The 11,442-nt window shown below is 41.8% G+C and carries 15 protein-coding genes and 2 other annotated features (1 of these 17 running past the window's edge); of the genes, 6 read left to right on the top strand and 9 right to left on the bottom strand.

What is annotated here, in order from left to right:
• The first annotated feature begins 73 nt into the window (after positions 1-73).
• From UKS_RS02360 to UKS_RS02340, 5 genes are all read left to right on the top strand, one after another.
• The gene (locus tag UKS_RS02360; protein WP_156011681.1) at positions 74-310 is read left to right on the top strand and encodes a GlsB/YeaQ/YmgE family stress response membrane protein; all 237 of its coding nucleotides are present in this window, start codon (positions 74-76) and stop codon (positions 308-310) included.
• Positions 311-386: 76 nt separating this feature from the next.
• Entirely contained in the window at positions 387-959 is a 573-nt protein-coding gene (gene amaP / locus UKS_RS02355) for an alkaline shock response membrane anchor protein AmaP (RefSeq protein ID WP_156011680.1), read from the top strand.
• 11 nt (positions 960-970) lie between these two features.
• A complete protein-coding gene (locus UKS_RS02350) occupies positions 971-1,141 on the top strand; it encodes a DUF2273 domain-containing protein (protein ID WP_049497564.1) in 171 nt (56 codons plus the stop codon).
• A 57-nt stretch (positions 1,142-1,198) separates the two neighbouring features.
• Positions 1,199-1,807, top strand: coding sequence for an Asp23/Gls24 family envelope stress response protein (locus tag UKS_RS02345; RefSeq protein WP_049497563.1), 609 nt, complete (start codon positions 1,199-1,201; stop codon positions 1,805-1,807).
• 23 nt (positions 1,808-1,830) lie between these two features.
• Entirely contained in the window at positions 1,831-2,034 is a 204-nt protein-coding gene (locus UKS_RS02340) for a CsbD family protein (RefSeq protein WP_049497560.1), read from the top strand.
• Between the two features lie 153 nt (positions 2,035-2,187).
• Here the strand turns inward: UKS_RS02340 and UKS_RS02335 are convergent, their stop codons facing one another.
• Positions 2,188-2,643 carry a GNAT family N-acetyltransferase gene (locus tag UKS_RS02335; RefSeq protein ID WP_156011679.1) on the bottom strand — a complete coding sequence of 152 codons (456 nt, stop codon included), beginning with the start codon at positions 2,641-2,643 and terminating at the stop codon, positions 2,188-2,190.
• A 69-nt stretch (positions 2,644-2,712) separates the two neighbouring features.
• Between UKS_RS02335 and UKS_RS02330 the strand changes: the two genes are divergently transcribed.
• On the top strand, positions 2,713-3,372 hold the full coding sequence (locus tag UKS_RS02330; protein ID WP_156011678.1) for a prepilin peptidase: 660 nt from the start codon (positions 2,713-2,715) through the stop codon (positions 3,370-3,372).
• Here the strand turns inward: UKS_RS02330 and trpA are convergent.
• From trpA to trpB (UKS_RS02290), 8 genes are all read right to left on the bottom strand, one after another.
• On the bottom strand, positions 3,344-4,120 hold the full coding sequence (gene trpA / locus UKS_RS02325) for a tryptophan synthase subunit alpha (protein WP_156011677.1): 777 nt from the start codon (positions 4,118-4,120) through the stop codon (positions 3,344-3,346). The two genes, UKS_RS02330 and trpA, sit on opposite strands and share 29 nt — an antisense overlap.
• A complete protein-coding gene (trpB, locus tag UKS_RS02320) occupies positions 4,113-5,336 on the bottom strand; it encodes a tryptophan synthase subunit beta (protein WP_156011676.1) in 1,224 nt (407 codons plus the stop codon). The genes trpA and trpB (UKS_RS02320) overlap by 8 nt, the downstream gene beginning before the upstream one ends.
• Positions 5,314-5,913 (bottom strand): phosphoribosylanthranilate isomerase, encoded by a 600-nt coding sequence (locus UKS_RS02315; RefSeq protein ID WP_173020436.1) that lies wholly within the window; start codon positions 5,911-5,913, stop codon positions 5,314-5,316. Before UKS_RS02315 ends, trpB (UKS_RS02320) begins: the two co-directional genes overlap by 23 nt.
• Positions 5,900-6,667 (bottom strand): indole-3-glycerol phosphate synthase TrpC, encoded by a 768-nt coding sequence (gene trpC / locus UKS_RS02310; protein ID WP_156011674.1) that lies wholly within the window; start codon positions 6,665-6,667, stop codon positions 5,900-5,902. Before trpC ends, UKS_RS02315 begins: the two co-directional genes overlap by 14 nt.
• Entirely contained in the window at positions 6,664-7,668 is a 1,005-nt protein-coding gene (gene trpD / locus UKS_RS02305) for an anthranilate phosphoribosyltransferase (protein ID WP_156011673.1), read from the bottom strand. The genes trpC and trpD overlap by 4 nt, the downstream gene beginning before the upstream one ends.
• A 10-nt stretch (positions 7,669-7,678) precedes the next feature.
• Positions 7,679-8,245: an aminodeoxychorismate/anthranilate synthase component II gene (locus tag UKS_RS02300; protein WP_156011672.1), complete on the bottom strand. Its 567-nt coding sequence runs from the start codon at positions 8,243-8,245 to the stop codon at positions 7,679-7,681.
• Complete coding sequence (gene trpE / locus UKS_RS02295; RefSeq protein ID WP_156011671.1) at positions 8,242-9,603, bottom strand: anthranilate synthase component I; 1,362 nt, start codon at positions 9,601-9,603, stop codon at positions 8,242-8,244. The genes UKS_RS02300 and trpE overlap by 4 nt, the downstream gene beginning before the upstream one ends.
• Positions 9,604-9,674: 71 nt before the next feature.
• Positions 9,675-9,900, bottom strand: a binding site (T-box leader).
• Positions 9,897-11,075, bottom strand: coding sequence for a tryptophan synthase subunit beta (trpB, locus tag UKS_RS02290; RefSeq protein WP_156011670.1), 1,179 nt, complete (start codon positions 11,073-11,075; stop codon positions 9,897-9,899). Its footprint overlaps the feature before it by 4 nt.
• Positions 11,076-11,236: 161 nt before the next feature.
• Positions 11,237-11,442 (bottom strand) — a binding site (T-box leader); it runs 26 nt beyond the window's last position.

The following is an 11,442-nucleotide window of genomic DNA, read 5'->3' as shown; positions in this document are numbered from 1 at the left end:
ATATTAAAATTATATAATAGCAGTAATCAAAAAATTGATTTTTTGAAATTAAAATAATAAAGGAGGGTAGGCAATGTTGTGGTCAATTATTGCTGGAGGTCTTATTGGGCTCTTGGCAGGTAAAATCACTAAGAAAGATAGTTCTATGGGAATCGTCGCAAATGTATTCGCTGGTTTAATCGGATCATCTGTAGGACAATCCCTCTTAGGTAGTTGGGGCCCATCAATAGCTGGAATGGCTTTGATTCCATCTATTGCAGGAGCAGCAATTGTTGTTACTATAGTATCATTCTTTACAGGTAAAAAATAATTACTTGTAGGATAAACTATTTTTAAATAGATTAGATAGGTAAAAATAGTTTAATGTTAAATCGAAAGGATTGTATATGTCAAAAACAAAGAAAATATTTTTAATTATTTTCTGTATTTTAATCTTGACAATTTTCCTTCCTGTTTTGATAGATTATCATCAAGTTAGTGATCTAGGCATTCAGCTATTTAGCTGGAGACAGAATCATTTCGTTGAATTCTATCTCTCTAGATATGTATTCTGGGGGATTGTGGTTCTATCAACTTTAGTTTTGTTATCGATGTTAGTTGTGTTGTTTTATCCTAAACGTCATTTGGAAATTCAACTTGAAACTAAAAACGATACATTGAAATTAAAGAATTCAGCAATCGAAGGTTTTGTTAGAAGTTTGGTCAGCGATCATGAATTAATCAAAAATCCAACTGTCCATGTAAATTTACGAAGAAATAAATGTTTCGTTAAAGTAGAAGGTAAAGTTATTCCTTCAGATAATATCGCTAACAGATGCCAGCTAATTCAAAATGAAATAGCTAATGGATTGAAGCAATTCTTTGGTATTGAGCGTCAGGTTAAACTAGAAGTTATAGTAAAAGACTACCAGCCTAAACCAAAACCTCAAAAGAAAAAAACTGCTAGTCGAGTAAAGTAAGGAAGTAAGAAATGGAATGGATTAAACAGTATCGATATCCAATTATAGCAGGTCTAATAGGCGTATTTCTCGCTTGTTTGATTGTCTCCTTTGGCTTCTTCAAAACAATATTTGTATTAATTTTAGGAGTACTGGGAGTAGCAGCTGGATTGTATATCCAAAACAACTATATAGACAAATAACTATCTATATAGAAAATAAATAAGTAAATAATAAATAATTTAATAAAGGAGTTTCCTATGTCAAACGAAAAAAACACTAATGTTAATGTAGAAAAGAAAAATTCTACTGTTGTATCTCAAGATGTTAAAGGTGAACTTACTTATGAAGATAAAGTAATTCAAAAAATCATCGGTCTATCTCTAGAAAATATTTCAGGTCTTTTGGAAATCGACGGTGGCTTCTTCTCTAACTTAAAAGACAAACTTGTTAATTCTGATAATGTAACTAATGGAGTTAACGTTGAAGTTGGGAAGTCACAAGTTGCTGTTGACCTTAACGTTGTAGTTGAATACCAAAAGAATGTTCCTGATCTATACAAACAAATCAAAGATGTTGTTGTTGCTGAAGTTAGCAAGATGACTGAATTGGAAGTTGTTGAAGTAAACGTAAACGTTATCGATATCAAAACTAAAGAACAATACGAAGCGGACTCAGTAAGCCTTCAAGACCGCGTATCTGATGTTGCTGAATCAACTGGAGAATTCGCTTCAGAACAATTTGAAAAAGTAAAATCTGGTCTTGGTAGCGGTGTATCTACTGTTCAAGAAAAAGTTGGTGAAGGTTTCGAAAACGTTAAAAATGCAGCAACTGGAACAGTAGCTCAAGAAAACTCTCGCGTAAAATAATCTAATTAAAAGGAGAATTAATCATGTCAGTAGAAGAAAAATTAAATCAAGCTAAAGGTTCTATTAAAGAAGGTGTTGGAAAAGCCATCGGTGATGAAAAAGTGGAAAAAGAAGGAACAACTGAAAAAGTTGTTTCTAAAGTAAAAGAAGTTGCTGAAGATGCCAAAGACGCTGTAGAAGGCGCTATCGAAGGTGTCAAAAATATGCTTCATAAAGAAGAAAAATAAGGTTTAGACTTTATCTATCATTTTAGAACAAAAAAAGAGAACGTTAGTGTAACTGACGTTCTCTTTTTTGTTTATAAAAACCTAGCAAAATATGAAACTATATCAAAAGTAATGGTTATTCAGAATATCTTTGGAATCAAAACTTTTTGCATTCTATCTAAACTTTCTCATAATGTATTTCCGATCTGGTGCTTCAATGATTTCCACGATCTCAAATCCTTCTTTTTGGTAAAGATTCTGAGCTCTTTGATTTGCCTCGAAGACATTTAGAGAAATACTATCTATATCTCCATTTTCAAAGGCCAAACTAACAAATTTCCTTAAAGCCTGGCTACCTAAGCCTTGCCCCTGTTTCTGGGGGATGATAAAAAATCTTCCAATATGAAGATTACTGTCTTCTTGCCTGATTTTCTGGATAAGCCCGACAAACTCTTGTCCTTCAAAGATTGAAAAGATTCCTTCCAAATCTTGCAAGACTTGAATTGTCAAGGGAAAAGGAATCATTGTTCCCATCCATTGTTCTTGAAAGGATTTGCCAAGGGAGTTGGACCATTGGCATACGATCTGAGCATTTTTTGGGCTTACTTTTTCTTCAAAACGAATTGTCATCTTGACCTCACCACCTTATCTATGTTTCTCCATTATACTACTTCTCCTATTTTTTACGAATAAATAAGTATGATTGATTTTTATTTTTTTCTTGTCGGGAGCATTCTCGCTTCCTTTCTTGGTTTGGTCATTGACCGTTTTCCAGAACATTCCATTATCCGACCTGCTAGTCACTGCGATTCCTGTCAGACTCGCTTGCGTCCCTTAGATTTGATTCCGATTCTCTCGCAGGTCTTCAATCGCTTTCGCTGTCGCTACTGCAAGGCTCCTTATCCAGTCTGGTATGCTTTCTTTGAACTAGGCTTGGGTCTTCTCTTTCTGGCTTGGTCATTGGGCTGGCTCTCTTTGGATCAAGTCATCCTAATCACTGCGGGTTTGACCTTGGGCATCTACGACTTTCGCAATCAAGAATATCCCTTACTGGTATGGATGACTTTCCACCTAATCCTCATGGCTTTCTGTGGTTGGAATCTGGTCATGGTTTTCTTCCTTGTCCTTGGAATGTTGGCTCATGTTATCGATATTCGCATGGGCGCAGGGGATTTTCTTTTTCTGGCTTCTTGTGCTCTCGTCTTTAGCGTAACGGAGTTGCTCATCTTGATTCAGTTTGCTTCTGTGATGGGAATTCTAGCCTTTCTCCTGCAAAAGAAAAAGGAAAGACTTCCTTTCGTGCCTTTCCTCTTACTCGCTGCTTGTGTGATTATTTTTGGTAAGCTACTGCTTGTTTGATAAAGTCCTGAATCGGCTCTCCTTGGTGGAGAGCTTTTACGATTTTTGAACCGACGATAACACCATCTGATACCGCATTGAAGCGTTCTACATCGGCTTGACTAGATACGCCAAAACCTGTCAAGACTGGGATATCGGCCACTTGGTGCAATTGTGCTAAGTGCTTGTCTAAGTCTGCACGGTAATTGCCAGATTTCCCTGTTACCCCGTTGATAGCAACGGCATAGACAAATCCTTCTGCCCCATCAATCAACTCTTTCTGGCGTTCAATTCCTGTGGTCAAGCTAACTAAAGGAATCAAAGCAATGTCTGTATCTGCCAAAAATGGTTCTACAAAGTTGGCATGCTCATGAGGCAGGTCTGGAATAATCAAACCCTTAACCGCTGTATTTGCCAAATCTTTGACAAAGTTCTCCACACCGTACTGAAAGAGGGGGTTGAAGTAGGTCATAATGACCACTGGAATCTCTGTTTCAATGGTTTTCAAGGTTTCAACCAAAGCATGTGTAGAGGTCCCGTGGGCTAGACTGCGCAAGCCAGCCTCTTCGATAACAGGTCCATCTGCAACAGGGTCTGAAAAGGGAATGCCCACTTCAATGGCAGAGACACCCAAGTCTTCTAAAAAGTGTATTGTTTCTCCGAGTCCATCCAAACCCTTTTCGTGGTCACCAGCCATGATATAGGGAACGAAAATTCCTTTTCCAGTCGCTTTAATAGCATTTAATTTTTCTGTTAGTTTCTTAGGCATGAGCTTCTCCCTTCTTTGCTGCATCTGCTTCCAAGCGGTCTTTAACTTGAACCACATCCTTGTCTCCACGACCTGATAGACAGACAATCATAGACTTATCTGGTCCAAGTTCTTTAGCTAATTTCACCGCAAAGGCGATAGCATGGCTAGATTCCAAGGCTGGGATAATCCCTTCCACACGAGACAAGAGTTGGAATCCTTCCAAGGCTTCTTCGTCTGTCACAGGAACATAGCTGGCACGTTTGATATCGTGGTAGTGAGAATGCTCTGGACCGATACCAGGATAGTCCAAACCTGCTGAGATAGAGAAGGCTTCAAGAATTTGACCATGGGCATCTTGGAGCACATCCATGAGGGAACCATGAAGGACACCCGGACGCCCCTTGGTCAAGGTAGCTGCGTGGTGCTCTGTGTCTACACCAAGTCCAGCTGCTTCAGCCCCATACATGGCTACTGACTCATCTTCCACAAATGGATGGAAAAGTCCGATGGCATTCGACCCACCACCAACACAGGCTACTAGGGCATCTGGCAGATTTTCACCTGTCATATCGCGATACTGTTGCTTAGCTTCTCTACCGATGACACTTTGGAAGTCACGAACGATTTCTGGGAAAGGATGAGGTCCCAAGGCAGAACCAAGGATATAGTGGGTATCATCGATATTAGCCACCCAAGAACGAAGGGCTGCATTGACCGCATCCTTGAGCACGCGCGAACCGTCTGTCACTGCCTCAACCTTAGCTCCCAAAAGCTCCATACGAAAGACATTGAGGGCTTGGCGTTTAACATCTTCCTCACCCATGTAGATAGTGCATTCCATGTTAAAGAGAGCCGCAGCTGTTGCAGTTGCCACACCGTGCTGACCGGCACCGGTTTCAGCAATAATTTTCTTCTTGCCCATGCGTTTAGCCAGCAAAACTTGTCCCAAGGCATTGTTAATCTTGTGAGCCCCTGTATGGTTGAGGTCTTCCCGTTTGAGATAAATCTTGGCTCCGCCGATATGCTGGGTCAAGTTTTTTGCGTAGTAAAGAGGAGTTTCACGACCTACATACTGGCGCAAAAGTTGGTTTAACTCCTCTTGAAAACTTGGATCTGCCTGACTTTCACGATAAGCCTCTTCTAACTCCAAAACTGCTGTCATCAATGTTTCTGGGACAAAACGTCCACCGAATTTCCCGTAAAATCCATCTTTATTTGGTTCTTGATATGCCATGCTTAACCCTCTCTATAAATCTTCTAATCTTTTCATGATCTTTTTGTCCGTCTGTCTCCACTCCGCTTGATACATCTACTGCATAGGGAGTAAAGTGTTGAATTGCTTTTACTACATTGTCTTCATTAAGCCCACCTGCGATGAAGAAAGGCTGGGCTAGTCGTGTTGTATTCAGTTCGCCCCAATCAAAGGTCTGGCCACTCCCTGCCACAGGGGCATCAAAGAGTAGATAATCTGCCTGAGAATTGGGGACATGCCCCTCTCCATCCACCTGCACAGCCTGAATGCTGGCACAAGGCAAATTCTCAAATAAATCATCTGCCACTTGACCGTGAACTTGAACCAAGTCCAAGCCAACTTTTTCAATGACTTCTAGCAGTTCTACCCGACTTGGTGAAACAAATACACCAACCTTTTTGACATCTGCAGGAATGATCTCAGCCAGCTCTGCAGCCTGATCCAAGGTCACCTGTCTTTTACTAGGTGCAAAGACAAAACCGATGTAGTCCGCTCCTGCTGAAACGGCTGTCTCTACCGCTTCTGTGGTCGATAATCCGCAAATTTTAACCTTTGTCAATCTGCAACTCCTTGATTCTCTGGGCCACATCTTCTGCCTGCATCAGAGCTGTCCCAACTAAAATTCCGTTAAAGTATGGTGCTACTCGTTTCGCATCCTGCCCTGTAAAAATAGCAGATTCAGAAATGTAGAAGCAATCGTCCTTGAAGTATTGTGCCAAGTCTACGCTAGTCTGTAAATCAACATCAAAGGTGGTCAAGTTGCGGTTATTAACCCCAATAATCTCAGCACCAAGCCTGTGGGCCACTTCTAGTTCAGCTAGATTGTGAGTTTCCACCAAGACTTCCAGACCAAGATCTGTCGCGTAGTCGTACAGTTCCTTGAGGCGTTTTTCTGACAAAGCTGCCACAATGAGCAAGATGACTGTTGCACCTGCATTGCGAGCGCGGATGATTTGCTTTTCATCGATGATAAAGTCCTTGTTAAGCGTCGGAATCTCTACCTGACTGGAAATCTCCCGTAGATAATCCAAATGCCCTTTAAAGAAAATCTCATCTGTCAAAACTGAAATCATCACTGCACCGTTTGCTTCATAAGTCTGGGCTTGTTGCACAATATCCACATCGAGATTAATATCTCCCAGACTAGGGCTAGCTTTCTTGACCTCAGCGATTACCTGTAATCTGTCATGGTGATTCTTCAAAAATTCTGCCAAGCGATAGGTCTGGCGCAGAGGCTGGATTTCCTCCAGCTCCATCTGCTCCACCTCACGCGCCTTCTGCTCCAAAATTCGGGCTAAAAATTCCTGACTCATCTTTGATACTCCTGTAATAGTCTGAGTTTTTCAAGGGCCTTGCCACTAGCAATCACTTGACGGGCCAAGGCAACTCCTTCCTTGATGCTATGAACCTTACCATTAGCATAGAAACCAAGACCAGCATTTAAAACTGTCGTTTCCAAGAATGGACTTGGTTCGTTATTGAGAACACTGAGCAAAATTTCTGCATTTTTCTGAGCGTTGCCTCCACGAATATCGTCGATAGCGTAGTCTTCCATCCCCAGATCTTCTGGAGTGAAGCTTGACAAAGTGATTTCTCCATTTTCAAGAAGGGCAATGCTAGTTGTTCCATTCAAACCAGCTTCATCCAATCCTTCTGGACCAGCTACTACAATGGCACGTTTGCGACCCATATTTTTCAAAACCTGAGCTGTACTTTCTAGCAGTTCTGGACGACTAATGCCAAGCAACTGTGTTTCCAAAGCCATTGGATGAATCAGGGGACCAGTCAAGTTCATAATCGTTGGAATTCCCAATTCCAAACGAGCTGGCATGATGTATTTCATGGCTGGATGCATGTTTTTGGCAAAGAGAAAGACGATGCCAGTTTTATCAAAGACCTTACCTAGTTCAGCTGGTTTGAGGTCTAGGTTGATGCCCAAAACTTCGAGGACATCTGCAGAACCAGATTTAGAAGAGATGGAGCGATTTCCGTGTTTTGCCATATGAACACCGCCACCAGCCAAGACAAAGGCTGCGGTTGTTGAGATGTTAAAGCTAAATGACTTATCTCCACCTGTACCACAATTGTCCATGGCATCATGAATCTCAGTTGGAATATGTTGGGCATGTCCTCTCATAACTTGGGCAATGGCTGTGCGTTCTTCAGGTGTTTCCCCCTTCATCTTAAGAGCTAAGAGGAGAGAAGCGATCTGCGCCTCCGTTACACGGCCAGTTACGATACGCTCAATGACATCCGTCATTTCCACACCTGATAAATTTTCAAATTTTGCTAGTTTTTCAATAATCTCTTTCATCCTAGTTTCCTCACTTTACAACCTTCTCGATAAAATTCCGAATAGAAGACAAGCCATCTGGCGTTCCGATGCTCTCTGGATGGTACTGAAAGCCATAAATCGGTAGGTTTTTATGTTGAATACCCATGATAGCTTGGTCATCAGTCGAACGAGCTGTTACTTCAAAGTCTTCTGGCATTTCCTCAATCAAAATACTGTGGTAACGCATGACCGCACGGCCATCCTCGATGTCTTGATACAAAACAGATGGCGCTTCAAAGCTGATATTGCTCTGTTTCCCATGCATGACTTTTGGAGCCAAACCTAATTTACCACCAAAAACTTCTGCGATGGCTTGGTGGCCCAAACAAATCCCAAGAATCGGCTTCTTGCCAGCAAAGTCACGAATCATGTCTTCCATCTTTCCAGCATCAACTGGCCAACCCGGGCCTGGCGAAAAGACCAGACCATCTGCTTTTTCAGCTTCTTCATACAGCTTGGGATCATCATTTCTCAAGACCTGAACTTCTGCAAAATTCCCAATGTATTGGGCCAAGTTATAGGTAAAAGAATCATAGTTGTCAATCAATAAAATCATAGTCTTAGTTCTCCAATTCTAGTCATAGATTTAGCCTTGTTAATGGTTTCTTGGTATTCATTTTGGGCGATGGAGTCGTAGACAATCCCTGCCCCAGCCTGCACATAGGCTGTTTGATTTTTAAGAATCATCGTTCGGATGGCAATGGCGAAATCCATATCACCCGTAGCAGACAGATAGCCTATTGCTCCAGCGTATACGCCCCGTTTTTCTCTTTCCAGTTCATAGATGCGTCTCATGGCCCGAATCTTTGGTGCTCCTGAAACTGTTCCAGCTGGAAGTGTAGCTTTCAAGGCATCCATAGCAGTGAGTTCTGGAAGTAAACGCCCCTTGACCACGCTGGTCAAATGCATGACATAACGGAAAAGCTCCACTTCCATATACTTGGTGACATGAACACTTGCCGTTTCAGAGATACGGCCAATATCATTTCGTCCCAAGTCTACTAACATCCGATGCTCTGCTGTTTCCTTCTCATCCGAAAGCAGGTCTGTCGCCAAAGCCTTGTCCTCTTCATCTGTAGCTCCTCTTGGTCGCGTCCCTGCAATCGGATTGGTTGTCACGATGCCATTTTTGACAGAAACCAAACTTTCTGGACTGGCACCGATGATTTGATAATCCCCAAAATCATAGAAATAAAGGTAATTAGAAGGATTGGTCACGCGGAGATTTCTGTAGAAGTCAAATGGATTTCCAGTAACTTCTGCTGAGAAGCGCTGACTGAGCACGCATTGGAACATATCACCATTTCGAATCAAGTCACGAGCTATTTCCACCATTTCCTCAAACTTCTGAGGAACGATATGGGGTTTGAAGTCTAACGGAGATAGATCCAAGTCTTCAAATTCATTTGGAGCAGGAATACGTAATTCTTCAAGCACTTGGTTCAAGGCTTCTTCCAAGTTTTCTTGACCGCGATCGCTATAGAGAGCATCCTCGATGACATGGATTTTTTCCTTCTTGTGGTCAAAGACCATATAGCTCTCATAGACAAAGAAATGCATGTCTGGCGTTCCAATAGTATCTTCAGGAATTTGACCAATTTCTTCATAAAGCGAAATCATATCGTAACCAACAAAACCAATGGCTCCCCCACCAAAAGGGAGGTCTGAATGGTGCTGGCTCTTATGAGTCACTTCATAAAGAAAATCCAAGGGATCCCGGTCAATCACTTGACCATTTTGATAAAGGACTCCATTTTCATACTGAATCTCAAAAATTGGATTATAAGCTAGGATAGAAAAACGAGCTGTTTCCTTGTCTCTCGGAATACTTTCTAGAATAACCTTGTGTTGCCCCTTTAGACGCATATAAGCCAAGATTGGTGATAAGACATCTCCATGAATGATTCGTTCCATTGTAATTTCCCTTTCAGTTCTACTTCTAGTCCGTGGCAACTGTATGAAAAATCCCCACGCAAAATAACTTGCGTGAGGACGAAATTCGCGGTGCCACCTCAATTATAGGATTTCTCCTATCTCTCATTCCTGTCTTAGAAAGATTCTGTAACAGGCTGTGCGATAAAGGGCACTCCCTTGAGAATTATGTTTTCTTCTCTTGTTTCAGATGGACCCAACCTTACAGCTTTCTCTGCTTGTTTCCAGCAATCACAAGCTCTCTGTGAGAGAAAAGACTGTAATTTTTCCATCTATTATTTTTTAGCTTCTAGATAGTCTGCAATCGCAGCTACGTCCTTGTCTCCACGACCAGAGACATTGATGATGATAATCTCATCTTTACTTAGTTTTGGTGCGCGTTTGACTGCTTCAGCGATAGCATGCGAACTTTCAATTGCTGGGATAATTCCTTCAGTTTTGCTAAGTAGAAGCAAAGCTTGGACAGCCTCTTCATCAGTTGCTGCCACATATTCCACGCGACCTGAATCTTTGAAGTAGGCGTGTTCTGGGCCAACCCCTGGATAGTCCAATCCAGCTGAGATAGAGTAAACTGGAGCCAGTTCTCCATCTTCCCTAAAGACTGCATAAGTCTTCATGCCATCAACAATTCCGATACTACCTTTTGTCATAGTAGCTGCGTGCTTGTCTGTGTCAAGTCCATGACCAGCAGCTTCAACCCCAACCAATTTGACTTCTTCATCAGCTACATACTGAGAAAAAGCACCGATGGCATTGGAACCACCACCTACACAAGCAATAACGTAGTCTGGCAGACGTCCTTCTTTTTCTAAAATTTGACGACGAGATTCTTCACTAATCACTTTTTGGAACTCATGAACAATGGTTGGATATGGGTGAGGACCTACAGCAGATCCTAAAACGTAGAAGGCTTCAAGGTCATTCATCCATGCTCCAAAGGCTGCATCAACCGCATCCTTCAGAGTACGTGTTCCCGTTTCAACTGCATGAACAGTTGCTCCCATCATCTCCATACGGAAAACATTGAGACGTTGACGTTCCACATCCTCTGCTCCCATGTAGACATCACAGGCCATACCAAACTTGGCTGCAGCCGCTGCTGTCGCAACACCGTGCTGACCAGCTCCTGTTTCCGCAATCACTCGTTTTTTGCCCATACGTTTGGCAAGAAGGATTTGCCCTAAAACGTTGTTGAGCTTGTGAGAACCAAGGTGGTTAAGGTCTTCACGTTTGAGATAAATCTTAGCTCCACCTAGGTGCTTTGTCAAACTTTCTGCAAAATAGAGCGGTGTTTCGCGACCTGAATAGTCCTTTAAGTAATGGCGAAATTCTGCCAAAAATTCTGGATCATCCTTGTACTTTTCAAATGTCACTTCCAACTCATCCAACAAAGCCTGAATCGGCTCCGGTACAAAACTACCACCAAATTGTCCAAAATAACCTTTAGTTGTCATAAAAATTTCCTCTTTCTGTATTCATTTGACCTTTTGTTTGCTTTTAATAGTAGCCAAGGAGCTGTAGATAGAACTCAAGTTCATCAAAGCGACTTAAGGCCCTAATAAAAGATAAACAAAATGAGGGATAGAAAAAAGCCCACACACAGAATTAAATTCCATGTGAGGGCGTTGGTAACGCGGTGCCACCTCAATTATAAAGGGACTATCCCCCTTTACATCTCTACCTTGTCTAACAACAAGTTGCACTGTAAGGTGTGCGCACCGAATTTTCATTGTTTCAAATTCATTTTTAAAATCAGCCCACTTTCACTACTTTCAACCACCTGTTCACAATCTCCACAGGCTCCCTGAAGATCAAATATAG

The organism is Streptococcus sp. 116-D4 (assembly GCF_009731465.1).
In the GTDB taxonomy this organism is placed as follows: domain Bacteria; phylum Bacillota; class Bacilli; order Lactobacillales; family Streptococcaceae; genus Streptococcus; species Streptococcus pseudopneumoniae_E.
Note: the sequence above shows the minus strand (reverse complement) of the source record. Positions and strands in the feature narration are given on the sequence as shown.